This window comes from Methylomonas methanica (genome assembly GCF_001644035.1).
In the GTDB taxonomy this organism is placed as follows: domain Bacteria; phylum Pseudomonadota; class Gammaproteobacteria; order Methylococcales; family Methylomonadaceae; genus Methylomonas; species Methylomonas methanica_A.
This window is the reverse complement of sequence record NZ_LUUG01000082.1, coordinates 160,214-184,707: the sequence shown is the minus strand read 5'-3', so window position 1 is coordinate 184,707 and position 24,494 is coordinate 160,214. Positions and strand designations below refer to the sequence as shown.

Here is a 24,494-nt window from a genome sequence, read left to right as displayed (position 1 = left end):
TTATGGCAGCCTACGCAACTTTGATTCCCTTGTTTCCGTTATTGGCCGCGCTGCTGATAGGTGGCCTGCATTTTTGCAGGATTATCGACGGCGAGGCCGGCGAGAAAACCACCGCCCGGCTGGCCTTGACCGCCATCGGCCTGTCAGTGCTGACGGCCTTAGGTTTATTGATAGCCGATTTATCCGGCCTGCTTCCCGACTCTGTGTCTTACGGTGCCTGGCTGCGCAGCGGCACGCTGACCGTAGACTACACACTAGCCACCGGAGGCTTCAATCTGGTTTTGGCGAGTTTGTTTTCCTTGCTGCTGCTGGTGGCGATACGTTTCTCGGTGAATTACCTGCACCGCGAGGCCGGTTTCCACCGCTTCTTTTTCATCCTGAATCTATTTGCGGCGGCGATGCTGCTGTTGGTGTTATCCGGCAATGCGGTGTTTACCTTTATTGCCTGGGAGATCGCCGGGGTTTGTTCTTACTGGCTGATTGCCTATGCCTACGACCGCCCCATTGCCGCGCATAATGCCACGCGGGTGTTTGTGACCAATCGCATCGGCGACGGCGGTTTTATTCTGGCCATTTGCTTGGCTTTGGCCTGGCTGGAAAATGCCGACTGGCAGACTATTAACCTTAGCGCGGCGGATCTGGAGCCTGGCGACGCCACTTTGCTGGCCTTGAGTTTTGCCGTAGCGGCATTTGCCAAGTCCGCGCAAATTCCGTTCACGCCCTGGCTGGCGCGGGCGATGGAAGGGCCGACGCCGTCCAGCGCCATTTTCTACGGCGGGGCCATGATCCATGCCGGCGTGTTTTTGATTATCCAGTTAGAGCCCCTGTTTATGCAGGCACCGCTGGCGATGTCTTTGTTGACTGTGATCGGCGCGTTGACGGCGATTTATAGCTATTGGGTAGGCTTGAGCCAGACCGATATTAAAAGCTCGCAAATCTTTGCCACCTCCGCGCAACTGGGTTTGATGTTTGCTGAATGCGGCTTGGGCTTTTGGACTTTGGCGGCTTGGCATCTGTGCGCGCATGCCGTGGTGCGTTGCTATTTGCTACTAACCGCCCCGTCTATTCTGCACAATACCCACGGTCAACCGATCCAACCAGTGGCACCGGCGCTGGCGAATTGCCGTTGGGCATTTATTGCTTCCTTGCAGCGCGGCTGGCTGGAGCCGGCCATGGATTGGCTGTTGGTGAAACCGGTTCTGCGCTTGGCCAAGGATGTAAGGTATATCGACGAACACATAGTCGATAAGGCCTTGGGCGCGCCGGCACCGGCGATCAGGGCAGTGTCGTCCTTAGCGCAATGGGAAGAACAAAAAATGGGCGCCAACCTCGACAGCCAGGAAGACAGTTTCGCGCAAGGCAGCGGTCTGGCCGGCAAACTGGCGCAGTGGACGGCAGCCCTACTTAATTGGTTTGAATATCACTTTATTCTGCGCGGCATCGGCCGCGATTCGATTCGATTCGGCCGGCGTCTGGGCCAGGCTGCCAACCGTTTCGAGCAATTATTGTTACAGCCGCGCTATCTGGCGTTGTTTGTGTTGATCACCTTGATGGTAGCGCTGGGATACCGATGAATACCCCTATTGTTTTCTGGCACGTAGTGGCGGCGGTGCCGCTATTGACGGTGTTGACCCTGGTGCCGCTGTTGGCCATGTTGGCGGTGGTGTTCGCTAAGCCCATTTACAGTGTGCGGTTGGCCTTCGGCGGCGCGCTGCTGAACGTGGTGCTCAGCATTTATTTATTGCTGATATTCGATGCGGAAACGCCCGGCATCCACCTTGCCGAACATTTCCAGCTGTTTGGGATGAATTATCGGGTCGGGGTGGACGGTACCAATATTCTGTTTATTCCCTTAACGGCGATTTTAGGCTTGCTGGCCTTGGTCTACACCATGATCACCCGGCATCGCCAAGACCGTTTGTTCATTGCCTGCCTGTTGGCCTATCAAGGCATTTTAATCGGCGCGTTTGCCGCGCTAAACACCCTGCAATTCTGGTTCTGGTGTTTGCTGGAGCTGGTGCCGGTGGTGTTATTGACGGTATTTGCCGGTACCGGTAAGCAGCGTAACCAGGTGGTGAAATCGGTATTGCAATACTGGCTGTCCGGTCTGGCGATGAGCCTGGCCGGTTTTGTGTTGTTGAGCTTTGGACTGGCGCAAAACGGCATGGATCTGAGTTTCGATTGGCTGACCTTGAAGCACCACAATCTGGCAATTCCTAACGAAACCCTGATATTTATCCTGCTGTTTTTCGGCTTTGCGGTACGCATGCCCTTGTTTCCGTTTCATGCCTGGCTGCCCTTGCTGGCCGAACACGGCACCGCCGCCAGCGCGGCGATTTTTTTGACCGGCTTGAAGCTGGGCATTTACGCCTTGATTCGTTTCATCTTGCCGTTGGTGCCGGGCGCCGCCGAGCAATGGGTGCATTTTGTCGTCGATTTGGGCTTGATCGGCATTTTTTACGGTGCCCTGCTGGCGTTGATGCAAATCAATATGCGGCGATTGCTGGCGTTTGCGGTGATTAGTCATACCGGCATGTTGGCGATAGGTGTGTTCTCCTTCAACGATTTTGCCCTGGAAGGCAGCATTCTGCTGTCGATAGCGTATGGTCTGGCGACGGCCGGCATGCTGTTCAGTATCGGTTTGATTTACGAGCGCACCCGCACCGCCTTCCTGCCGCGCTTGGGCGGTTTGTTCGAAACCAATTCGACTATCGCCTTACTGTTTTTGATTTCCGCGCTCAGCACCATGGTCATGCCCGGCACACCGGGTTTCGACGCGGCGCATTTGCTGATCGAAGGTACCATCGAGGAACACGGCTGGTATATTGCAATCGCGATTTTGCTGGGCAACGTGCTGGGCGCGGCTTTTCTGCTTTGGGCGTTTCAGAGACTATTCATCGCCCACCCCAAGCGCTTCGTCGAGCCTTACGGCAGCATTCACCATCCGGTGGTTAAGGAGCGCATTATCGCCGTGACCATCTGCGGCCTGCTGATAGGCACCGGTTTTTACACCACGCCCTGGCTGAAGTATATCGATCAGGAAGCCAAGGAAATCGGCGAACATTATCCGGAACACCATAGCCACCACATGAACGGCCCGCACCATGACTGATAGTTTGCCATTGCTGTCCTTGTGTCTGGCCTGGCCGTTATTGGGGGCGTTGTCGCTGGCGTTTATCCAGGATAGCGAATTAGCTAAGCGCGGGGCATTGCTGGTTGCCGCCGTGGAATTGCTGTTTACCGTTGCCGCGGCTTGGGTTTTCGATACCGCGCGCGACGATTTTCAGTTACTGGAAGACTATCCCTGGATACCCGGACTTAATATCCATTATCAACTCGGCGTAGACGGTATTTCGATATTGTTTTTACCGATGACAGCCCTGCTGACCCTGATGGCTCTGCTGGCAAGCTGGAATAGCGTGCGGCATTTAAACCGCTTTCAGTTGGCGCTGATGCTGGCCCTGGAAAGCGTGACTATCGGCGTGTTCACCGCGTTGGATTTGGCCTTGTTTTTCCTGTTTTGGGAGCTGACCTTGCCGCCGATTTTCTTTTTGATCGGCTTATGGGGCATCGGTGCCGAACGGCGGTACGCGGCGATGAAATATACCTTGTATATGTTATTCGGCGGTGTGCCCATATTGTTCGGGATCATTTTGCTGGCGATTAATCACGCGCACTATACCGGGGGAGCAATTCCGCAGGATTTGGCTTTCAGTTTGCCGGTTTTACTCAATACGCCGATACCCGACTCAGCGCAGGGCCTGATCTTTCTGTTACTCTTTTTGGGGTTTGCCGTAAAAGCGCCGTTGCTACCGTTTCACACCTGGCTGCCGACTACGGCCATTGAGGCGCCGGCGTTTCTAAGCGCCTTGCTGGTTGGTTTGAAGCTGGGTGTTTACGGGATTATCCGTTTTGCGATACCGCTGGCGCCGCAAGCGGCCTTGGAGCATCGCTGGCTGTTGGCGATACTGGGTGCGGTGACACTGATTTACGGGGCTTTGATTGCGTTGCAGCAAACCAATCTGCGCCGCTTGCTGGCCTATTCCAGCATCAGCCATGTCGGTCTGGTCATTGTCGGCATCGCCGCTTTTAATCTGCAAGGTTTGCAAGGCGCGGTGATGCAGTTGCTGAATTTCGGCATCGTCGCCGGTAGCTTGATGCTGCTCGCCGGTATGATCCAGCAACGCTTGGGTAGTACCGACCTGGTTCATCTCGGCGGCTTGGCCAAACCCATGCCGCGCCTGACCGTATTATTTTTTGTATTTGTGCTGTCCAGCATCGGCGTACCCGGCACCAATGGCTTCCCGGCGGAATTACTGATGATTCTCGGCGCTTTGCAGGCTTATCCGGCACTGGCGATGGTGGCATTATTCGGCGCGGTATTGGGTGCGGCGTATCTGTTGGGTTTTGTCAGACGAGCATTCTTCGGTCCGGTTGTGCACGACAGCGTAGCCAAAGCCCAGGATCTGCGTCCCCGCGAGTTGGCGCTGCTGGTCGTGCCGGTGCTGCTGGTATTGATGATAGGCCTTTATCCGCAATGGCTGTTGTCCTGGCAAGAAACCAGTTTGCAGTCCTGGTGGCAGCGATTAAGCATGGCGGTTCCTCAGGTGACAACGGAATCGAAACACACGCAGAAAACCGCAATTTTAGGTGTACCGAGCGATGGGTCGATATAACTTTCGCTTTAGCCTAGATTTAGATCGCAAAGCAATTGCTATATAGTTTCGATTCGATATAGTATTGCCGGTAAAGACATACTTTTTTGAACAATCAATTCCGGACACGCCCTAGAACGCATAGTTATAAAAAATAAGGACACCCATTATGATTACACCTACGAAATTACTGCTCGAGAACAAAGCCTGGTCGGAAGAGATCAGTAGAAAAGACCCGGAGTTTTTTATCCAGCTGGCCAAAGAGCAAAAGCCCGATTTTTTATGGATAGGCTGCTCGGATAGCCGAGTGCCGGCGGAGACAGTTGTCAACGCCAAACCCGGCGAAATTTTTGTACATCGCAATATTGCCAATCAGGTTATTACCACCGATTTCAATTGCCTGAGCGTCGTGCAATATGCCATCTCGGTCTTAAAAGTTAAGCACGTTATCGTTTGCGGCCATTACGGCTGCGGCGGTGTGAAAGCGGCCTTGCAGCCGCAAAAGTCCGATCTGGTTATCACCAATAAATGGTTGCTGCACATTAAAGATGTATACCGTTTTCATCAGGAAGAGCTTGAGTCTATTCCTCCGGAGAAAAAAACTGATCGTCTGATCGAGCTGAATATCGTCGAGCAAGTTTATCGCCTAGCTCATACCTCGATCATTCAGTCCGCCTGGAAACATGGGCACAAACCCACCCTTCATGGCTGGGTATACGGTCTGAACGACGGCTTGATTAGCGAATTGATCAAACTCGACCACAACACGCAAATCAATCCGATTTACCGCTATGCCGACTAGCATCCGGATTTTCGTAACGACTGGGTAAACCAATGACATCTCAATTGAATTCTTACATGAAACATCTGCACCAGGACTTACCGGCCGGCATCGTGGTCTTTCTGGTGGCTTTACCGTTATGCCTAGGGGTTGCGTTAGCGTCCGGCGCGCCGTTGTTTTCAGGGATTATTGCCGGCTTGGTTGGCGGTATTCTGGTTTCCTGGGCCAGCGGCTCGCAATTAAGCGTTTCGGGACCGGCGGCCGGATTGACGGTTATTGTCTTTGAAGCCATCGAAACCTTGGGTGGCTTCGGCGGTTTTTTGCTGAGTGTAGTGCTGGCCGGCGGCTTGCAAATAGTGCTGGGCTTTTTGAAAGCCGGCGTGATTGGCGCATTTTTTCCGGCTTCGGTGATTAAAGGCATGCTGGCAGCGATTGGCTTGATTTTGATTATCAAGCAAACGCCGCACGCCACTGGTTACGATACTAGTTTCGAAGGCGATGAAAGTTATATGCAAGAGAGCGCCGAATCGAGCTTCTTTGAATTGTCGGAGGCCTTGGAAGCATTTACCCCCGGCGTTACCATTGTCAGCGCCGTGGCACTATTGATCTTGATCGTCTGGGACTCCGGATTTATCAAGCAATTCAAACTTTTAAAGCTGATTCCCGGTCCGTTGCTGGCCGTTATTTGGGGTGTCAGTTTCAACGCCCTGGCACTGCATTTTGCGCCCGATATGATCATTGGCGAAAAGCACTTGGTATCGCTTCCCGAGTTGGGGAGTACCGCCAACTTTATCAATCAATTGCGTCTGCCGGATTTCAGTTATTTCAGCAATCCGAAAATTTACAGCGTGGCGGTGACCATTGCGATTATCGCCAGTCTGGAAACGCTGCTGAGTATAGAGGCGGTCGATAAATTGGACCCGCACAAACGCGTTGCGCCGACCAATCGGGAACTAAAGGCTCAGGGCCTGGGCAATATGGTCAGCGGATTGATGGGCGGCCTACCGATTACCGCAGTGATCGTGCGTAGTTCCGCCAATATCAATGCCGGCGGCCAAACCAGAATCGCGTCGTTTTTCCACGGTGTCTTGCTGTTGGTCAGCGTGCTGTTTTTCGCGAAATACTTGAATATGATTCCGCTGGCCTGTTTGGCGGCGATTCTGCTGCAAACGGGCTACAAACTAGCCAAGCCGGCATTGTTCGTGGAGTTTTATCGGAAGGGCTGGAATCAGTTCGCGCCGTTTGCGATTACCGTTGTGGCGATTTTATTCACTGACTTGTTGCTGGGTATTGCCATTGGGATGGCTTGCGGTTTCTTCTTTGTATTGAAAGCCAATTTCCATGCAGCAATCACTTTGACCCAGCACGGTCCGCATTACCTGTTGCGTTTGCATAAGGACGTTTCGTTTTTGAACAAGGCTTTGCTGCGTAAGTATCTGGATCAAGTACCCGATGACAGCGACTTATTGATCGACGGTACCAAAGCGCAATTTATCGATCTGGATATTATGGAAACCATAGCCGATTTCTTGCAGGCTGCGACGGATCGTAATGTCGCGGTAGAAATTCAGGGCTTTAGCGTTTCCTGTCCGACATCCTCTTCCGGACATTAAGTCTCTTTGTCGGGCCAGGCAGCGAGCGTTGCCTGACGGTCATCTTCGGCTTGTTCTGGAACACGGAGTAAGCCGGGGAGGAATGAGACAGTACACTATTCGGTAGGCGAAGCCTGAGCGCGTATCACAATTTCCTTGGCGGAACACTTTTCATCGCATTTCAATCCCTTGCTGGTTCGCACCGATTGGTAGGCGGAATTTAGCCGGCCGGTGACCTCACGATAAGTCCAATAGCAACAATAATTTCTTAACGCAACAGCCAGGGTTTTGCCGGAAGGTGATAGCCCAGATTAATCTTTTCCCGTTGCCAGCCCTTGTCGTTCCTCTTCGCAAAGCAGCGGAGATCCTTTTTCAGTCGCCGAATCTTCGATTGCCTGAGCGTCGAGTTGTTGCTTGGCTTTGGCGTCGCTGGGTTTTAGTAACTGCTAAACTTCTTAAAATGACGAAGATGATTGAGGTGGTGAATATGCGCGAACTCATTGGCAAACAAGATTTTATCGCTTCTCGTGAGGAGGATAGCCGGGTAATAGAATACCGTTTATGAAAACCAAGTATGAGGATATAGTCGGCTTACGTAACCATTTGCTGAATGCAATCCTGTTGGTTGCTGCAACATTAGGTATTCCAAGTTTGGGAATATCCTTATCGCGAGCGATGTTCATGGGCTGGCAACCGGTCATGACCGTCCAGATCTTGATTTTGATAGCGCTTTGGTTGCTATGGTTAGGCCGCAAACGGATTTCCTACATCGCCCGGGCAATTTCCTTGATGGTTATATTCTGGGTGGTTACCTACGGTGGACTGTTGCAATTCGGTCTGATTGCCGGCAGTAAACTATTCGCACCGCTGTACACTTTATTGTGCGTGTTTCTATTCGATTTTCCGCTTGCCGGCTGGCTGATGGTTATCAATATTCTGAGTATGGCTTTGCTCGGTTTTGCGGCTACTCAACATTGGGTCAAATTCGATGTCGATTACCAAGTGTATGCCTATCATCCGTTGCCCTGGCTGAACGTTATTTGGAATCTTTTCGCCTTCAATAGCATCATTGCTTTTTTGAGCTGGCGAATGCTTGAGAGATTGCGAAACAACGAAGAACAGGCCCGCGCTAACGCCGATTATCTGCAAAAGATTACCGCCAATGTACCTGGAGTGATTTACCAATATTTGCTGCGCGCCGATGGTAGTTCTTGTTTGCCTTATGCCAGCAGTAAACTCCTCGATTTGCTGGGGGTGGCGCCGGATCAGGTGGTGGACGATGCCGAGCCGTTATTTGCCATTACGCATAGCGACGATTTGCCGACCATCAAACATCTGATTGCCAAATCGGCGCGCCAATGCGAGGCGTTCAGGGCTGAGTTTCGCGTGCTGCATCCCGAACACGGTAGCCGGTGGATAAGCTGCCACGCCACGCCGGAACGCGTTGACAACGGCGCTACCCTCTGGCACGGTTTTTTTACCGACATTTCCCGGCAAAAAGCCAACGAAGCCGAGCTGGAAGAAAACAAGGTTTTGTTCCAGCGTTTGTTCGAACGGCTACCCATGCCGTTGGGTGTGGTGAATCGGCATGGGCGTATCGTCGAGCTCAATAGCCGTTTCATCCAAACTTTTGGTTACACCAATGCAGAAGTGGTTACCCTCGACGATTGGTGGCCATTGGCTTTTCCGGAACCGCTGTATCGGCAACATGCTATGGCTATTTGGGAGGATGCCTTACGCGATGCCCAGGAAAATGGCAGCGACATTCAGGGCTTGGAATATCGGATAACTGACAAGCGCGGCAAAATTCGCACGATGGTCGTCTCCGGCATCACCCTTGACGACGGGTTTTTAGCCACTTTCTTCGATGTTACCGAACGTAAGGAAGCCGAACAAACGCTACAGGCCAGCGAAAGTCGCTTCCGGCAATTGGTGGAAAATTCGCCGGTCGCTTATTTGGCTTTGGATATTAGCGGTTATATTCTGGATGCCAACGATAAGCTCTGCCAAATGCTCGGCTACCGCTACGAGGATTTATTGGATAGGCATTTTAACGAACTCAGCGACCCGAATTATCCTATCGACTTTATCGATCATTTTATCGATTTACAACAGATGGGATCATTACCCACGGGGCAGGAGTTACACCTGCGGCATCACGACGGCGGCACGCTCATCGCCTTGTTGGAATGGGGCATTCAGTTGGACGTCGATGGCCAGTTCGTGCAATGCCACTGTGTATTGCATGACATCAGCGAACGCAAGCGGATGGAGAACGCATTACTGGAAGCCAAAATGGCAGCCGAAAGCGCCAATTCGGCGAAATCGATGTTTCTGACCAGTATGAGTCACGAATTGCGTACCCCGTTGAATGTGATCATCGGCTTTGCGGAGCGGCTAAATATTGGCGAACCCGAACCTTTGCTGGCGCTACAGAAAGAGCCGGTGGCCTATATCTTGAAGGCCGGTCGGCAATTATTGACGCTGGTGGACGATGTGCTGGATTTGGCGCGTATCGAGTCGGGTAACTTGGAGTTGCTTATCGAGCCTGTGCGCTTACAAGTTGTCCTGGACGATGTCATGACATATTTTAAAGGGTTGGCCGCGCAGCGGCATATCGAGTTGCTGATTGTGGATGGCGCCCAGCTCTCGGTAAGGGCCGACGCATCCCGGCTGCGACAAATCATCCAAAACTTGGTGTCCAATGCCATTAAGTACAATCGTGAAAACGGCCGAGTGACGATTTTATGCCAAAAAACGGACGGCAAAGTGCGGATATGCGTCGAGGACACGGGCTTGGGTATCCCCGAAAATTTGCAATCCGAGCTGTTTCAACCGTTCCAGCGTTTGGGTGCGGAAACTACTCATATCGAAGGCACCGGTATCGGTCTGGTGCTTTGCCGATATTTGCTGGAAGCCATGCACGGCAGCATCGGCTTTAACAGCGAGCCGGGCGTCGGTAGTCAATTTTGGCTGGAGTTACCCAGCGCCGAGGCGGCGGAGGCTTTTCCTGCATCAGCCGATACGTATTTCATTTAAGTCTTCTTAAATAATATTGCTGAGGTTCTAAGCGATGTGGGCGATGACGTGCATCAATTCGGTTTCTTGCCGCGCGATGCTCTCGCATAAGGCAAATTGCTCGATAGCGCGTTGTAGATTCTCTCGCGGCTGATTGACCTTGAAGTAGCGGTCACCTTGCAGATAATCGCTAAAAAAGCGCAGCCCGAGCTCGAACGGAATCACCAGGATGGCCGCATACAGATAGTTGTAATCGGCCGGTTCGAAAAACTGCCCGGCCTCGGCCAAATAGCTGGTCAAAATGGTTTTGCAGCGGGCGATGTCGAATTGGTTGCTGGGCCGAATATGACAACAGGAGCGCAGGCAGTCGCCGATGTCGTAATGCACCAAGCCCGGTTTGACGGTATCCAGATCGATCAGACTGACGATCCGGTCGCTGCCCGGCTCGAATAAAAAGTTGTTCAATTTCGGATCGCCGTGTATCACGCGCTCCCGCAATTCACCCCGCTGTTTGGCTTGTTCCAGCACTGCGATTCGGTCTTGAAAGCGCTCGATAAACAGCTGGCATTGCCGAAACTCGGCATCTATAGCCACCGGCAGCGGTCGGTCCAGAATAGCCAAATAATTTTGATAATAAGCGGGGGCGATGTGGAAGCCGGGTAGCGTGTCATGCAGCGATTCCGGCGCTAGTGTGCCGCAGAGGCGGTGAAAATGCGCCAGCGCAAAGCCGACTTGGCTGGCTTCCGCCTGATTGCCAAGTTGCTCGCGGCTCTCGGCCGGACTGATCAGCTCTAAAGCCCGCCAAGTTTGGCCGTCGTCATCACGGTAAAACGCCTCTCCATCGTTGGCTGGCAGTAGCGCCGGAATCCGTAGCTGCACGTTCGCCGGGTCTTGCTGCGCGATATGGCGGTTTAGCTGTTGCAGGTTGGCGATGACTCGTTCCGGCTGCGGAAACACCCGGCTATTGATGCCTTGCAGCACAAATTGGGCGTCGCCGGAATTCACCAGGAAAGTGTCGTTGATTAAGCCGTTGCCGAGCGGGCTGATGTTGCCAACGTCATGCCCGCCGGCAAAATGTCCGGCGATTCCTTGCAGTCTGTTCACAAGCCGGCGAGTTGCTGGCTAAGCGCCCGCAGGGCCTGACCTCTGTGACTGAGGGCGTTTTTTATCTCCGGCGCCAGTTGCGCGGAAGAGCATTGATATTGTTCCACCCAAAACACCGGATCGTAGCCAAAGCCATTTTCACCGACTGCTTCCCGCAGAATCCGGCCTTCCCAGACACCTTGGGCGACGATGGGGGTGGGGTCCAAAGCATGACGCAGATAGACCATCACGCAAATAAAGCGCGCCGAGCGTTGCGCATCCGGCACCTCGCGCATGTCAGCCAGCAACTTGTCCAGATTGGCTTGATCCGAAGCGCCGACGCCGGCATAACGGGCGGAAATTACGCCGGGTGCGCCGCCCAACGCATCCACCGCCAAGCCGGAGTCGTCGGCAATGGCCGGCAAGTTGCAATGCGCCGCAGCGTTGCGGGCCTTAATGATGGCGTTTTCGATAAAAGTCGCGCCGGTTTCTTCCGGCTCGACCACGTTAAATTGCGATTGCGGCAGGATATTATCGTTTTGCAGGATGGCTTGAATCTCGCGGATTTTGCCGGGATTGCCGCTGGCTAAAACTATCGAACTCATTCCAGCTTACAGTACGACTCTGAGCGGGGCAGGCTTTTTGGCGTCTCTCAACGCGGCCTGTTGTTTCTCCAGCAGCTGATTGATACCGAACTCGGCCAGTTCCAGCATGGCGTTCAATTCGTCTTTTCTAAACGCATGGCCTTCGGCGGTGCCTTGCACTTCGATGAAGTGACCGGCTTCATTCATAACCACGTTCATGTCGGTTTCGGCTTGATGATCTTCGGCATAGTCCAGATCCAGCACCGGCACACCGTTATAAATCCCCACCGATACCGAAGCGACTTGGCCATGCAGCGGGTTTTTTTTGATTTTGTGAGTTTTTAACAAATGTTCGATGGCAATCGACAGAGCCACAAAGCCGCCGGTGATAGACGCTGTGCGGGTGCCGCCGTCAGCTTGAATCACGTCACAATCGATGGTGATGGTGTTTTCGCCCAAGGCTTTCAAATCGATGGCAGCACGCAAAGAGCGACCAATCAAGCGTTGAATTTCCAAAGTGCGGCCGCCTTGTTTGCCCCGGCCAGCTTCACGGTCCATCCGGCTATGAGTAGAACGCGGCAGCATGCCGTATTCCGCGGTAATCCAGCCTTCACCTTTACCTTTTAAAAAGCGCGGGACGCTGTTATCGACGCTGGCGGTGCATAAAACCCGGGTATCGCCAAACTCGACTAACACCGATCCTTCGGCGTGTTTGGTGTAATTACAGGTAAAGCGTATTTCTCGTAATTGATCGGGGTTGCGTCCGCTTGGTCTCATATTCATCTCTTTGGTATATAAATTGCCGGCATTATACTGGCTTTACCTGGCGGATTTTTAACTATTGCCGGTGTTTAGGGCTTGCTGCAACTCCGCGACACTTTGCGGTCTATTCTCCGGAAAAACCGCCATGGCCCAGTCGATGGCTTTTAATAAATATTCCGGAAAATGCCGTTTATGCGCCTTCACAGCTGGGGCTAAATCGTCCTGTTTGATGCGGTCCGGCGAGGGCTGAGGGATTTTATAATCCAGGCAGGCACGCATGCTGGCGCCCACCGCATAAATGTCCGACCACGGCCCGAGATTGCCGTTATTGTCGTATTGCTCTATCGGCGAATAACCGTTGGTCAGCACTTTGGCGCGATTGCGTTGTGGGTCCAGGGTGATTTTGCGGATGGCGCCGAAATCCAGCAGCAAGGGGTCGTTTTCGCTGCGGATCAGAATATTGGCAGGCTTGATGTCCAGATGCACCAAGCCTTTTTGATGCACCGCTTCAACGCCGGTCAGCAACAGCTTGAATACGGTCAGCAAGAAGGCTTCGTTAATCGGCAGGCTGCGTTTGTGCAGGATTTTGTCCAGGGTGATGCCGTAGTCGTAAGTCATCACCATGTAAACGGTGTCGTTTGCTTGGAAGAAATTGATGACATCGACGATGTTATGGTGCTTCAGCATCGCCAACACTTTGGCTTCTTCAAAAAATAAAGAGCGGCCGCGCATGAACAAAACCTTGGCCTCCTCGTTGTTGGGGACCACCAGATTATTCCAGGTACGGTGCGCCAACTTGCGGGGTAGATATTCCTTAATCGCCACCTGAACCTGATCGGCCAGCTGTCTGGCCAGATATACAGAACTAAAGCCGCCGTGCGCCAATTCCCGCTCGATCATGTACTGATCTATAATGGTTCCCGATTGAAGGTAATTCCATTCCTTGGGATAAGTTTCTGGATCGTAGTATTCGGCCATGTGCAAAGCTGGGCGGGTTAAGCGTAACGATTATAGGTGAAAAATGATAAGAAGCATGACCGCTTTCGCGGACGGCGAAATAAGCGCCGACAATCTGACCATCCTTTGCGAGTTACGTTCGGTCAACCATCGTTACAGCGATCTTAGCGTCAAGTTGCCCGAGCGACTGCGCTTTGTCGAAGCCGACGCCCGACGCCTGATTGCCGACAAATTGAAGCGAGGCAAAATTGAATGCGCCTTGAGTTACAAAAAACAAGCCAGCGATAACAGTTTCAATATCAATCAGGAAATAGTCGAAAAATTGTTGACGGCTACCTCGGGTATCGAAGCGTTGATGAGCAATCCGCAGCCGTTTTCCGCATTAGAGGTGCTGGCGTTTCCGGGGGTGCAGCAAGAAACCGAAACCGACAAGGAGGCGCTACGCGAAAAAATCGTCCAGTTGCTGGACTTAACGCTGGATAAAATGCTGGAAACCCGCGCCCGTGAAGGCGCGCAACTGGCGCAATTATTAGAAGACCGCTGTCATAAGATCAATTTGCTGGTCGAAGCGGCCCACAAACGCATGCCGGATGTGTTGCACAACCTGCGGAGCAAGCTAACCAGCCGGGTGCTGGAGATGGTCGCCGAACCTAATTTTGATCGTTTGGAACAGGAGTTGGTGTTGTTGGCGCAAAAACTTGATGTGGCCGAAGAACTGGATCGCTTGGAAACCCACGTCGCTGAAGTGTTACGCACCTTGAAACAACCGGAACCCACCGGACGTCGTCTGGACTTTTTAATGCAGGAAATGAACCGCGAAGCCAATACCCTAGGCTCCAAATCCGCCGACCGGGAAATGACGCAAATTTCCATCGATCTGAAAGTATTGATCGAACAGATGCGTGAGCAGATCCAGAACATTGAATGATGTTTCAGGCTGTCCCGGTCAATCCCGCGAATTAAACGAAGCCCAGTAATTCTGGGCTTTTTTATGCCTTAACCTTCCCAAATAATCCCATAGCAGCGCATAATATGTGGGCACCAAGCCGGGCACCAAGTGCCAGAAAACAAGAATTTTGTTGGTGCCCAACTACTGGAGGCCAAAATGAGCGAATTAACTGATATTCAGATCAAAGCTTGGATAAGAAATGATGAGCGTTTTGAACAACGGGGCGACGGTGGCGGCTTGTTTTTGAGTTATAGAAAGGAGTTTTCAACGCCGATTTGGCGCTTCAGGTATCGGTTCGCCGGACAGCGAAAAGTTATGTTGCTGGGCAGTTACAGTGATCTATCCCTTGCCGAAGCCCGCAGACAGGCTAAAGAGTTTCGCGCTAGGGTGGCGCTAGGTTATGACGTGGCCGCCGAAAAGCAGGAGCGCAAAGCCGAAGCCCTGGAAAAGATCGAGGCCGCTAAAAATGCCTACACTGTTGGTCAGTTGGCGGATGAATACTTCACCAAAACCATTTTAGGCCGCTGGAAGCACCCAAACATCGTTAGATCAAGGATCGAAAAAGACATTAAGCCAAATATCGGCAAGATACCGGTCGAGAATGTAAAGCCGATGGACATTTCCAGAATGTTGGAAGCCATCGTCGAGCGAGGCGCACCTACCATAGCTAACGACGTGTTGCGCTGGACTAAACGCATGTTCGATTTTGCTATTAAGCGCCACATCATCCAGTTCAACCCGGCATCAGCGTTTGATTTGTCCGACGCCGGCGGCAAGGAAGAAGCCAGGGATCGGGCGCTGTCCCGTGATGAACTGGTAACGCTGTTTGAGGCCATGCGCAAAACCAAGGGCTTTTCATCCTTGAATGAATACGCATTTAAGCTGTTGTTGATGCTGTGCGTAAGAAAAGGCGAGCTGGTGACGGCCAAGGTTGAGCAATTCGACCTGGATAACGCCACTTGGCGACTAACCACCAGCGACACGAAAACCAGAGCCGAAATCATCATCCCATTACCCAAGCAGGCAGTTGAGTTGCTGCGGGATATTATCCGGCTGTCCGATGGTGAATATCTGTTCCCGGCCCGTAAATATCAGGAGCAGCGTTTACCGTACATTCACGAAAATACTTTGAATGTGGCGCTGTCCAAAGTGAAAGCCAACATGCCCGGCGTCGAACCTTTCACGATCCATGACTTTAGACGCACTGCCCGTACCCACCTGGCCGCACTTGGCGTCGATTCTCATATTGCCGAGCGTTGCCTTAACCATAAAATCAAAGGCGTGGAGGGTATCTACAACCGCCATGATTACTTTGACGAACGCAAGGCGGCATTGCAAAAGCTGGCGAATTTTTTGGAGGCTTGCGACAAAGGCAAAAACTGGAACGTAACGCCACTGAGAAAAGCGGCGGTATAAAAGAATTTAACCGGATAGCCCGGCCAGGCAACAAGCGGGATTCGTCCCCCGCTTCCGGTTAACCCTTTTGGATGAATCAACACTTTGACGAGGTGTTATGCAAGACACGTTTCCCAGAGCAAGATTAGAGTTCGCCAAAGACACCAAGGCACGCTTAGAGCGGCTGGCACTTGAAGCAATAAACAAAACGAAACCACAGATAAAAAACCCAGGTCTCACTAAAGACGACATAAATGATTTCGTAGAGGCGTTTGTTGGAACTTTAGAGGCATTTGCCGACGGAATACCAGGCATGCTAGAACTTTACCCCCCCAAACAGCAAAAACGGCGCGAGACTGTAAGGTCTTTGGGAACTGCCTTACAAAGGTCTATAGATGCTTATCTCGAACTTGATTCTGGAGTTAAACGATATGTATTTTCCAAAGCTATGGATGACCTATCTAAAACTCATGGCGCTGAAAACCCTTTCCCCAACAACTACCAGACAGGCCGGGAGCTTTATGAAAACGAAGCTGGATTTATTTTTGACCTTCAAATAATCGCAAAATCTATTCAATCATCAGCCGATGAAATGCCAAACAGAAAAGATGAGCCAATTGAGTCAATGATAGCGCGTGCGCTGGAAGGGCTTTTTTTTGACTACGGCATTCCTTTCACAACTAGCGAAACCAGCTTTACCGCCGAGTGTATGCGAGCCGTTCTGGCGTTAGGGGGAATAGAAAAAGATCGTGTTGATTATTGGCTAACCCAAGCTAAAAAACACCCTGATTCAATAACAGGCTTGGTAAACAAATACCGAAAATCGAACGATAAAACCAGTTAGTTTTTCGGAATTCAACCCACTGCAAAATACATAAAGTTCCCAGCCAATCCGCAGCAATCCGCAGCGGTCTCTAGCCTTACGAGGATAGTTAATGGCTAAAACCAATATTTTACCCACCCTAAACCCCATGCTTCGCCGCCCTGTCGTTGAACAGGCTATCGGTGAAAAACGATCAACCATCTACCGCAAAATAAAACTAGGCCTGTTTCCGAAACCGGTGCAAATCGGCGGCGAGCGTGTCGCCTGGCCAGCCAACGAAGTGCAAGCCATTATCGATGCCCGCATTGCCGGCGAATCCGACGACAATATCAAAGCGTTGGTTTCCCGACTTCACGCGGCGCGTACTCAGAAACAAGGTTCTGTTTGTGTAATCTGCCAGGAGCCAACACCGGCGGATAAATTGGAAACGCGAGGCCTGTGTCCAACCTGTGCCGCTTACAATTACGCCGGCCAAGGCGACAAGCATCTACTGTCTTTGAATGGCTCTACTGATAGCAGAACCAGCGGCAAAGGCGGCTTGTAATGAGCTGGCAAAACATCGAAGACGCCGCCCGAGCCGCGCTGGCTGAGCTGGGTTTGTTGGCACCTAAGTTTTTCAAGCGTGACACATTCCAAGTGGTTGACGCGGAGGACGGCAGGCGCGGCAATGGCGCTGGTCGTGTAAAGATATTTGCCGATGGTAAAGGCGGGATAGTGCAAAACTGGAAAACAGGCGCTAAAGGTTCGTTTTTCTTGAATGCTGAAGGCCAAACCGCTGCCCTGTCGGATGCCGAGCGCCTGCGGATCGAGCGTGAACGTAAGCGCCGGCAAGCCGAGGAGGCCGCGAGAATGGATCGAGCCGCCAAGCGGGCCTTGGCCACCTGGCAGGCAGCCGAGCCAGCACCAGCAAATCATCCCTACTTGTTGGTAAAGCAAATCAAGCCACATGCCGCCCGCGTCGGCACCTGGAAGCGCACCGTTACCGATGCCGCCGGCACTAAGCAAACGGTATCTATCGAGAATAGCTTGCTGATACCGTTATTCGACCGCACCGGCGCACTCCGCAGTCTGCAAGCGATTTTTCCCGATAAACATCCGATGTTCACACGAAATAAAGACTTTTTGCCAGGCGGCGGCCTGGCTGGCCTGTTCTGGTGGATCGGGGCGAAAACTGACGTTGTGCTGATTTGCGAAGGCTTCGCCACCGCTGCCACGTTGTATGAGAAAACCCGCATCAAGACCTATATGGCGTTCACGGCCAACAATCTGTTGGCGGTCGGTCGTATCGTGCGAGAGAAATTGCCGGATGCCAAGATTGTGTTTGCCGCAGATAACGATTCAGAAACAGCCCAAAATCCAGGGTTGACCAAAGCCACCGAGGCCGCCGCAGCGGTGGGCGGTTCGGTGATTGTGCCGCCGAGACCGGATAGCGATTTCAATGATTATCAGATTTTTTTGAACGGTGGCGGCTATGTCGGATAAGCCCAAAACCCCGCCGATTCTGGAAGTTGTTAAGGGCGCTAAGAAACCGCCACCCGCCAAAAAAGCCAGCACACAAAATCCCCCCGGTAACGGTGGCGGCGGCAGTAGTGGCGGATCGAATGAACCTCTGCGTTTCGGAGATTATTTGATTAAATCCGGCTCGATTCACCAGGTCCGCGCTGTTAAGGCTGGGCCGGATGGTTCTGGCCTTGTGGAGTTTCCGCTGTGCGATTTTGTGTGCTCGATCAAGGAAGAAGTCACGGCGGAAGACGGGCTGAATGACGCATCATTCCTGCGGATCGAAGGGCGCCGGGCTGATGGTTTGCCGCTGCCGGCGGTTGATGTGCCTGCTAAGTCGTTCTATTCCTCGCAAGCTTGCTGGCCTAACGAGGCTTGGGGTTCTCGGGTGTTTGTTTATCCCGGCACGGCTAAGCGCGACAACCTACGCGCGGCTGTCCATCAATACAGCCGCTTGTCGGGTGATATACCGCGCCGCGTGGTCTACCGTTTTACGGGGTGGAAAAAGATCGATGGCTCGTGGCACTACTTGACCGGCTCGGGGGCTATCACTGAAGAAGGTCTGATCGATGGCGTTCAAGTGGATCTAGGGCCGGGCAATATGGGCCGCTATGCGCTGCCGGCACCGTTGGCGGGCGATGACTTGAAACAGGCGGTGGCCGATGCCTTGCTGTTGTTAGACGTGGCGCCAAGTAGACCGCATATCGGCGCGGCCTTGTTGGCAGCGGTGGCGAGGGCGCCGCTGGGCGAGTGCCAGCAAACCGACTTTGCTATCTGGTTGCATGGTCTGACCGGTTCCCGTAAGTCAGCCTTGGCCGCTATTGCCCAGGCTTTTTATGGCGACTTCACCGCCCGCAGCTTTCCGGCAAACTGGTCGGATTCCGCCAACGACGCGGAAGCCAAAGCCCACCAGGCCAAAGATGGCGTGTACACGATTGACGACTTTAAGCCGAGCGTTAACCGTGTCGAGGCTGAGAAACAGCACGCTATGGCTGAGAGGATTATTCGCGGCACGGGCAACGGGGCCGGACGTGGCCGCCGCACCGCCAATATGCAGGCACAAGCCGCGCCGTTCAATCGCTCCATGCTACTGGTCACCGCCGAAGATTTGCCACGGGGTGTGTCGTTGCTGGGCCGTCTGCTGGTGCTGGAATTAGGCCGCGCCGACGTTGATAACGCCACGCTCAGCAAACTACAGCATGCCGCACAGGCCGGACGGTTTGCCGGCCTTATGTCTGCTTATACACAGTGGTTATCGGCGCGCATGGATCGGTTAAAGGCGGAATTTCCCAAGGCGGTTGAACAGCTTCGCAATGCCGCCATTCGCGACGGCTTCGCCAGCAGTCACCCGCGCGCACCGGAGATTTATAGCAACCTGCTGGCCGGCGCTGAAACCTTTCTCGAGTTCCTGGAGGACGCCGAAACGCTAACCAGCGAACAGGCCAACATCGTGTTGGCCGAGCTTGAGAGCTGCTTAAAGCAGGCATTCAGTGAACAAGGCGGGTACCTTTCAGAACAAGACGAAGTAGAGAAATTTTTGCAACTGTTGCGGGCTGCGTTCAGCTCTGGCAATGGTCACATTGCCACCGTTATCAAGCAAGGGCCACCCATCACCCGGCCATTCAGTTGGGGCTGGCGCAGCTCCGGTAAAGATTTGAACGGCGAGGATATGTATAAACCGATGGGCGATTGTTGCGGCTGGTATGCCGAGCCTAGAGACGGACAGCCCGCCGAGGTATGGCTAGAGCCCAACACCGCCTTCAAGATCATCCAAGAATTTGCCCGCCATCAAGGTGATAGTTTTCTGATTTCTGCCGGCTCTCTATGGCGCCGAATGGCTGAGCGGGGCTTGTTGTTGAAGGTTGAGCAGGATGGCAAAAACGGCAAGCCGCGTACAACGGTTAAGCGCATAGTTGCGGGCCGGTCTGTGCGGGTGCTGGTTCTGGATGCTGGCCTTGTTGAATCCGGTTAAGCCCCTTCCCGCAAACGATGAAGGTTTAGCCAAATTTTAAAATTGATATTCGCCGATGATTTCGGCATTAACCGTGAAGGAGAATTCACATGAAGACAGTAAGACTCACTGGAGATTTGGAGAAATACAAAGCTGAATGGACCTTGGACGTTAAAACCGTAGCCGAGGCCTTGCGGGCGATAGCTGTGCAACGCGATGGCTTCCTGGCCGAGTGCGACGCCGGGCATTACGCTGCGGTGCTGGTGGATCCGGAAAACCATGATATGTGCCGGTGCGTATCCAAAGACACCGCCCTTGACCCGTGGGCGGATGAGATTTTATTTATCGTGCCTACGGCTGGCGGCGAGGTTCCGGCATTAATTATTGCGCCGTTGATGGCGCTGGGTGTTAGTGCAACCGCAGCCATGGTTATATCGACTTTCGTTATGCAGATAGCGTTTTCCATGGCGTTCTCAGCTGTGGCCAACCTAATGACTAGCAAAAAACCCAACACAACGGCGCCACAGCAAGAACACCCGGAAAACAAACCTTCATTCATCGCGGATGGCGTGGTCAATCTCACCGCTGCCGGTCATCCGCACCCGATTCTAGTGGGCGAAGTGCCGGATTGCGGCTGCATTATTCTGTCGTCGGATTATTGGGTTGAGGATGTACCCGTATAAGTAAGCCGCCCTTTCATATGTTCCCCGCTCCCCATTATTGGTTCGCCATAGGGTAGCGGGTGCGAAGTCGGCTGATTATTTAGCCGCTGCCGCTGCTGAACAAAATATAAGGGTATGTATAAAAAATCTGGGGAATCTGGGGAGATAAGCCTGTAAGCCTTGATACATAAGGCTTTCAAGCTCCCCAGGTGCTTTTTACTGAGCGTGGAGTTCCACAAATTATCCGGGGATGGAATTAACCGCGATCAAAATAATGCACCAATCTAAATGGGTCTATTAGCGGCTTGTTTACCCGGATTTTGCTTGTTCTACGTGGGGAGATCCCCGTTTTATTAAATGGCGTGGGGAGCCTGAAAGCCTCGCGGCACATGGTCTTGAGGGGTATCTACCCAGATTCCCCAGATTTTTTGCATAGGGTATAGAGAGAAATATTTTTAGTACCCACTGTCGTTGGCTACATGGTCGGGTGGAAGCCGCCCAATTTATCCGCAGTCATGCCCCCCAGGGGCGGGTCAAAAGTCTAGGGGTTGCCCCGTCCTTTGCGTCGCCCTAGCTAAATTTTCGCTGGGCGAATTTTACAAATAGAAAAAGCCACTGTGGATAAAGCAGGCCATGACCTTGGACTTACTCACACCACTACCAAACACCCCGCCAAAGACCGCCGCCGCCCCTATGGCGTATGGACTCGGGGCTAGGGGGAGAGAAAGCCTTAGTTCTTGCCTGATTTAGCCGCGGCCACCCGCATGGCGGCACGATTACGGGCACGGGGGAAGGATAAAGCATTGACACCGCCGACGAATCCGGATCAGAATGTAGTCGTCAGTCCGCAGACTGGCCGGGCGTAGGAACCCGTTTTGCAATGGCGATAAATCGCCACTTTAGCCAGTGGCTTTTTTATGCCTGTTATTCGGCGCGGCTTGTTGTCGTGCCTGTCATTATGGCGGGTTTGTTTGGGCAGCTTTCGGGCTGGCCGCCTACCATTGCGCGGTATTCCTACCCCATCCAAGCCCGTCGCCCATGCTGTAGGAAGCTGGGCGGCGGTTTTACTCTAAGCAATGGAGAAACCACCATGAACACGCAAACCAACCCGAACGAAATTCAACCCGAACTTTCTCATCGCATCCCTTACACGCTTTCAACTGGTGGACCCCTTGGCGGCATTGAGGATACCGTTGGACCGTCGATCAAACGCGCCGGTGCTATTGCGGATTTACTCGAAATTGCAGCGGAAGTAGATGACGGTGCGTGTCTTCATGGCGAATTGTTACGCATGATCGGTCAAGCCATACGACTGGAGTTGGAAGACGCTACAGACCTGCTGAGTTGCTATGTCAAACGAGAATTCCAAGAGAACCGGAGCAAACAGTCATGAGCAACCAAGAAGCCAACGACACTAACAACGCTATCGATTTTTCCCACCGTATCAATAGCGACTTTTACGAAAGTCTGCGGGATGTATTGAACCGCATTGCCGGCCTTGCCGATGTTGTCGAGGTGGCAAGCCGTTTGGACGATGGTGGATTGTCGCCGGAAAGCTTACCCGCCGCCGCCCAAGCGATTCAGATGGAAGCAAGCGACGCTAAAAAGATGCTGGAAGCTTGGCAAAATGGGCGATTCGAATAAGAAACGGGTGCGCTACTGACAATAAAAAAGCCGGCTGCCCGATAGGCTTGCCGGCTTTTTTGTGTCCTGATCGGTCAAAAATTCAGGCTGCAATCAGCTTGTAAAGCGTTGGCCGGCTGATACCGTATTCTTTAGCCAGTTTGCTTTTATCGTCGCCCTGTTCAACCCGCGCTTTGATTTCGGCGGTTTGTGCCGCTGTCAATTTGGCCGGTGCGCCTAGTTTTTTGCCTTGGGCCTTGGCTGCCTCAATGCCTTCCCTTTGGCGTTCCTTAATCAAAGTCCGTTCGAACTCGGCGAACGCGCCAAGCATTTGCAGCATAAGGGTTTGCATGGGCGATGTATTGGCCGCTTCGAAGGTCAAATGCTCTTTGTAGAATTTAACCGTGACGCCATTTTTGGTTAGGTTCTCGATGATGGTTTGCAGGTCTTTCAGGTTCCGCGCCAGGCGGTCGATAGAATGGACGTGTAACACGTCGCCTTCTCTCAAATGCTCCAGGCAGTTGGACAACTCCGGGCGGTTGGCATCTTTGCCGCTGGCCTTGTCGGTAAAGACTCGATCAAGCGCCACGTCTGCCAACTGGCGTTCGGTGTTTTGCGATGTTGAACTAACTCTGATGTATCCGACGTTTTGACCTTTCATGACCGCCACCCTTGTGTAAATTAATCTCTTAGAGTCAGATTAACATGTGTAAATAAAATGTCAAATTGACTTTAATTTACATGGTGGAATGCGGGTTTGCGGGCATGGTTGGAAGTGTAAAAAAATGTATACTTTATTTACTCAATTGATAAAGGTTGTTCGAATTTGTCGTCTAATTAAAATGAACCGATAGCGCTGGCACAGATGCAAGTCGCGGTAAATCCCATTTAAGCCCGCAAAAAGCGGGCACCAATACGGGCACCAGAAAGGAAAATAATTTAAAATAATGCATATAAAACAATTACTTATTTATCTTATATGGGGTCAGATCCAGAACATTGAATGATGTTCTGGCTGTTCCGGACAGTCCAGCAACCCGTCGCAGGCCACGTAAATCGCGGCTTTTTTGTGTCTGGCATATCTAGCAATGCTGAAAGATAGGCAATCAGACCACTTATCCATCGATCAATAGGCTGATTTACTTGTGCAGCGTGTGTTGTCGCGTTTACGCGTACAAATATCTGAAAATTAAATATACATATGCAATTTAATCATTAATAAGGTGGGCGACTGCGCTGGCATAATGAGTTCACTTATCGAATATTATGAAGTTTGAGGTGATTGTCTATGAATTTAATGTATACGGCTTCCGGATTTGTCGTGGGTATGCTGGTGGGCGTTACCGGTGTTGGCGGCGGTTCGTTGATGACGCCGCTTCTGGTTTTTTTGTTTGGCTTTAAACCCGCAGTCGCGGTAGGCACCGATTTACTCTATGCGTCGATTACGAAAACCGCCGGGGTGTTTGTTCATCACGGTAAGCACGGTTCGGTGGACTGGAAAATCGTCGGTTGGTTGGCGCTGGGTAGTTTGCCTTTCGCCGGTATAACCTTGTATGTATTGAAAAATCTGATGGCCGTTGGCAAGGAAGTGACCGGCGCAATTACCTTTACTTTGGGCGTGGCGTTGTTACTGACGGCTTTGGCCTTGCTGGTACGCAGTATTCTGTTGCGTAAAGCGGCCAAGACTGCGGCAATCGACGACGAGCATAGTAATCAGGAAAACAGCGGCCGTTTTTCGCCGCGCTGGGAAAAAGTTGCTACGGTGTTTACCGGTGCGGTGCTGGGAGTGTTAGTCACATTATCCTCGGTGGGTGCTGGGGCTTTAGGGACTGTGGCTTTGTTATTTCTATATCCGCGAATGACCACGTTGAAAATTGTCGGTACCGACTTGGCGCATGCGATTCCTTTGACCGCAGTGGCCGGTTTGGGGCATTTGAGTCTGGGAAATTTCGATCTGGATTTGTTGATCAGCTTGTTGCTGGGGTCGGTGCCGGGGATCTGGATCGGCAGTCATTTGAGCGCCAAGATTCCGGAATATTTTTTACGTCCGGTGTTGGCAACCTTGCTGCTGGTGATAGGCGTTAAGTTTGTATTGCAGTAGAACCGTATTTAGCTGCTTGGCTTGAAGAAACCGTTCTCGGCAATGACGAGAACGGTTT

Annotated in this window: 22 protein-coding genes; 17 read left to right on the top strand and 5 right to left on the bottom strand. The window is 52.3% G+C overall.

The window, feature by feature from the left end:
• The first annotated feature begins 2 nt into the window (after window positions 1-2).
• The 7 genes from A1332_RS14920 to A1332_RS14890 all read left to right on the top strand — a co-directional run bounded on the left by A1332_RS14920 (window position 3) and on the right by A1332_RS14890 (window position 10,067).
• Window positions 3-1,574, top strand: a complete 1,572-nt coding sequence (locus A1332_RS14920) for a proton-conducting transporter membrane subunit (protein ID WP_064009261.1) — start codon at window positions 3-5, stop codon at window positions 1,572-1,574.
• Complete coding sequence (locus A1332_RS14915; RefSeq protein WP_064009260.1) at window positions 1,571-3,112, top strand: complex I subunit 4 family protein; 1,542 nt, start codon at window positions 1,571-1,573, stop codon at window positions 3,110-3,112. The genes A1332_RS14920 and A1332_RS14915 overlap by 4 nt, the downstream gene beginning before the upstream one ends.
• The gene (locus tag A1332_RS14910; RefSeq protein ID WP_064009259.1) at window positions 3,105-4,676 is read left to right on the top strand and encodes a complex I subunit 4 family protein; all 1,572 of its coding nucleotides are present in this window, start codon (window positions 3,105-3,107) and stop codon (window positions 4,674-4,676) included. Before A1332_RS14915 ends, A1332_RS14910 begins: the two co-directional genes overlap by 8 nt.
• Window positions 4,677-4,824: 148 nt before the next feature.
• Window positions 4,825-5,457: a carbonate dehydratase gene (gene can / locus A1332_RS14905; RefSeq protein ID WP_064009258.1), complete on the top strand. Its 633-nt coding sequence runs from the start codon at window positions 4,825-4,827 to the stop codon at window positions 5,455-5,457.
• Window positions 5,458-5,489: 32 nt separating this feature from the next.
• The gene (locus A1332_RS14900) at window positions 5,490-7,049 is read left to right on the top strand and encodes a SulP family inorganic anion transporter (RefSeq protein ID WP_064009257.1); all 1,560 of its coding nucleotides are present in this window, start codon (window positions 5,490-5,492) and stop codon (window positions 7,047-7,049) included.
• 277 nt (window positions 7,050-7,326) lie between these two features.
• Window positions 7,327-7,593 carry a hypothetical protein gene (locus A1332_RS14895; RefSeq protein ID WP_064009256.1) on the top strand — a complete coding sequence of 89 codons (267 nt, stop codon included), beginning with the start codon at window positions 7,327-7,329 and terminating at the stop codon, window positions 7,591-7,593.
• Window positions 7,590-10,067 carry a PAS domain-containing sensor histidine kinase gene (locus A1332_RS14890; protein WP_064009255.1) on the top strand — a complete coding sequence of 826 codons (2,478 nt, stop codon included), beginning with the start codon at window positions 7,590-7,592 and terminating at the stop codon, window positions 10,065-10,067. The genes A1332_RS14895 and A1332_RS14890 overlap by 4 nt, the downstream gene beginning before the upstream one ends.
• 27 nt (window positions 10,068-10,094) lie before the next feature.
• Here the strand turns inward: A1332_RS14890 and A1332_RS14885 are convergent, their stop codons facing one another.
• Genes A1332_RS14885 through A1332_RS14870 form a run of 4 tightly spaced genes read right to left on the bottom strand, consistent with a single transcriptional unit; the run spans window position 10,095 to window position 13,453 of the window.
• The gene (locus A1332_RS14885) at window positions 10,095-11,150 is read right to left on the bottom strand and encodes a phosphotransferase enzyme family protein (protein WP_064009254.1); all 1,056 of its coding nucleotides are present in this window, start codon (window positions 11,148-11,150) and stop codon (window positions 10,095-10,097) included.
• Window positions 11,147-11,734, bottom strand: coding sequence for an RdgB/HAM1 family non-canonical purine NTP pyrophosphatase (gene rdgB / locus A1332_RS14880; protein WP_064009253.1), 588 nt, complete (start codon window positions 11,732-11,734; stop codon window positions 11,147-11,149). The genes A1332_RS14885 and rdgB overlap by 4 nt, the downstream gene beginning before the upstream one ends.
• Window positions 11,735-11,740: 6 nt before the next feature.
• A complete protein-coding gene (gene rph, locus A1332_RS14875) occupies window positions 11,741-12,490 on the bottom strand; it encodes a ribonuclease PH (protein WP_064009252.1) in 750 nt (249 codons plus the stop codon).
• Window positions 12,491-12,547: 57 nt separating this feature from the next.
• Complete coding sequence (locus tag A1332_RS14870) at window positions 12,548-13,453, bottom strand: serine/threonine protein kinase (protein ID WP_064009251.1); 906 nt, start codon at window positions 13,451-13,453, stop codon at window positions 12,548-12,550.
• Window positions 13,454-13,508: 55 nt separating this feature from the next.
• On the opposite strand from A1332_RS14870, the gene A1332_RS14865 reads away from it, so the two are divergent.
• The 9 genes from A1332_RS14865 to A1332_RS14825 all read left to right on the top strand — a co-directional run bounded on the left by A1332_RS14865 (window position 13,509) and on the right by A1332_RS14825 (window position 22,356).
• A complete protein-coding gene (locus A1332_RS14865) occupies window positions 13,509-14,360 on the top strand; it encodes a YicC/YloC family endoribonuclease (RefSeq protein ID WP_231890307.1) in 852 nt (283 codons plus the stop codon).
• Between the two features lie 177 nt (window positions 14,361-14,537).
• Window positions 14,538-15,797, top strand: a complete 1,260-nt coding sequence (locus tag A1332_RS14860; RefSeq protein ID WP_064009249.1) for a tyrosine-type recombinase/integrase — start codon at window positions 14,538-14,540, stop codon at window positions 15,795-15,797.
• Between the two features lie 97 nt (window positions 15,798-15,894).
• Window positions 15,895-16,620 (top strand): hypothetical protein, encoded by a 726-nt coding sequence (locus A1332_RS14855; RefSeq protein WP_064009248.1) that lies wholly within the window; start codon window positions 15,895-15,897, stop codon window positions 16,618-16,620.
• Window positions 16,621-16,711: 91 nt separating this feature from the next.
• On the top strand, window positions 16,712-17,143 hold the full coding sequence (locus A1332_RS24865; RefSeq protein WP_082879707.1) for a helix-turn-helix transcriptional regulator: 432 nt from the start codon (window positions 16,712-16,714) through the stop codon (window positions 17,141-17,143).
• Complete coding sequence (locus tag A1332_RS14845) at window positions 17,143-18,081, top strand: toprim domain-containing protein (RefSeq protein ID WP_064009247.1); 939 nt, start codon at window positions 17,143-17,145, stop codon at window positions 18,079-18,081. The genes A1332_RS24865 and A1332_RS14845 overlap by 1 nt, the downstream gene beginning before the upstream one ends.
• A complete protein-coding gene (locus A1332_RS14840; RefSeq protein WP_064009246.1) occupies window positions 18,071-20,071 on the top strand; it encodes a cell wall-binding protein in 2,001 nt (666 codons plus the stop codon). The genes A1332_RS14845 and A1332_RS14840 overlap by 11 nt, the downstream gene beginning before the upstream one ends.
• Before the next feature lie 89 nt (window positions 20,072-20,160).
• Complete coding sequence (locus tag A1332_RS14835; protein ID WP_157204019.1) at window positions 20,161-20,733, top strand: hypothetical protein; 573 nt, start codon at window positions 20,161-20,163, stop codon at window positions 20,731-20,733.
• A 1,069-nt stretch (window positions 20,734-21,802) separates the two neighbouring features.
• Window positions 21,803-22,105: a hypothetical protein gene (locus tag A1332_RS25340; RefSeq protein WP_157204018.1), complete on the top strand. Its 303-nt coding sequence runs from the start codon at window positions 21,803-21,805 to the stop codon at window positions 22,103-22,105.
• Window positions 22,102-22,356, top strand: a complete 255-nt coding sequence (locus A1332_RS14825) for a hypothetical protein (protein WP_064009243.1) — start codon at window positions 22,102-22,104, stop codon at window positions 22,354-22,356. The genes A1332_RS25340 and A1332_RS14825 overlap by 4 nt, the downstream gene beginning before the upstream one ends.
• A gap of 82 nt (window positions 22,357-22,438) precedes the next feature.
• Here A1332_RS14825 and A1332_RS14820 read toward each other — a convergent pair whose 3' ends face one another.
• Complete coding sequence (locus tag A1332_RS14820) at window positions 22,439-22,996, bottom strand: recombinase family protein (protein ID WP_064009242.1); 558 nt, start codon at window positions 22,994-22,996, stop codon at window positions 22,439-22,441.
• Window positions 22,997-23,623: 627 nt separating this feature from the next.
• Here A1332_RS14820 and A1332_RS14815 point away from each other — a divergent pair.
• Window positions 23,624-24,436: a sulfite exporter TauE/SafE family protein gene (locus A1332_RS14815; RefSeq protein WP_064009241.1), complete on the top strand. Its 813-nt coding sequence runs from the start codon at window positions 23,624-23,626 to the stop codon at window positions 24,434-24,436.
• Window positions 24,437-24,494 lie beyond the last annotated feature (58 nt).

Bases quoted from the DNA above. Each gene is read 5' to 3' on its own strand.
- A1332_RS14815 (WP_064009241.1), top strand. From the start codon at position 23,624: ATGAATTTAATGTATACGGCTTCCGGATTTGTCGTGGGTATGCTGGTG.
- A1332_RS14855 (WP_064009248.1), top strand. From the start codon at position 15,895: ATGCAAGACACGTTTCCCAGAGCAAGATTAGAGTTCGCCAAAGACACC.
- A1332_RS14870 (WP_064009251.1), bottom strand. From the start codon at position 13,453: ATGGCCGAATACTACGATCCAGAAACTTATCCCAAGGAATGGAATTAC.
- A1332_RS14890 (WP_064009255.1), top strand. From the start codon at position 7,590: ATGAAAACCAAGTATGAGGATATAGTCGGCTTACGTAACCATTTGCTG.
- A1332_RS25340 (WP_157204018.1), top strand. From the start codon at position 21,803: ATGAACACGCAAACCAACCCGAACGAAATTCAACCCGAACTTTCTCAT.
- A1332_RS14865 (WP_231890307.1), top strand. From the start codon at position 13,509: ATGACCGCTTTCGCGGACGGCGAAATAAGCGCCGACAATCTGACCATC.
- A1332_RS14910 (WP_064009259.1), top strand. From the start codon at position 3,105: ATGACTGATAGTTTGCCATTGCTGTCCTTGTGTCTGGCCTGGCCGTTA.
- A1332_RS14835 (WP_157204019.1), top strand. From the start codon at position 20,161: ATGAAGACAGTAAGACTCACTGGAGATTTGGAGAAATACAAAGCTGAA.
- rdgB (WP_064009253.1), bottom strand. From the start codon at position 11,734: ATGAGTTCGATAGTTTTAGCCAGCGGCAATCCCGGCAAAATCCGCGAG.
- A1332_RS14820 (WP_064009242.1), bottom strand. From the start codon at position 22,996: ATGAAAGGTCAAAACGTCGGATACATCAGAGTTAGTTCAACATCGCAA.
- A1332_RS14860 (WP_064009249.1), top strand. From the start codon at position 14,538: ATGAGCGAATTAACTGATATTCAGATCAAAGCTTGGATAAGAAATGAT.
- A1332_RS14915 (WP_064009260.1), top strand. From the start codon at position 1,571: ATGAATACCCCTATTGTTTTCTGGCACGTAGTGGCGGCGGTGCCGCTA.
- A1332_RS14825 (WP_064009243.1), top strand. From the start codon at position 22,102: ATGAGCAACCAAGAAGCCAACGACACTAACAACGCTATCGATTTTTCC.
- A1332_RS14845 (WP_064009247.1), top strand. From the start codon at position 17,143: ATGAGCTGGCAAAACATCGAAGACGCCGCCCGAGCCGCGCTGGCTGAG.
- A1332_RS14840 (WP_064009246.1), top strand. From the start codon at position 18,071: ATGTCGGATAAGCCCAAAACCCCGCCGATTCTGGAAGTTGTTAAGGGC.
- rph (WP_064009252.1), bottom strand. From the start codon at position 12,490: ATGAGACCAAGCGGACGCAACCCCGATCAATTACGAGAAATACGCTTT.
- can (WP_064009258.1), top strand. From the start codon at position 4,825: ATGATTACACCTACGAAATTACTGCTCGAGAACAAAGCCTGGTCGGAA.
- A1332_RS14900 (WP_064009257.1), top strand. From the start codon at position 5,490: ATGACATCTCAATTGAATTCTTACATGAAACATCTGCACCAGGACTTA.
- A1332_RS24865 (WP_082879707.1), top strand. From the start codon at position 16,712: ATGGCTAAAACCAATATTTTACCCACCCTAAACCCCATGCTTCGCCGC.
- A1332_RS14920 (WP_064009261.1), top strand. From the start codon at position 3: ATGGCAGCCTACGCAACTTTGATTCCCTTGTTTCCGTTATTGGCCGCG.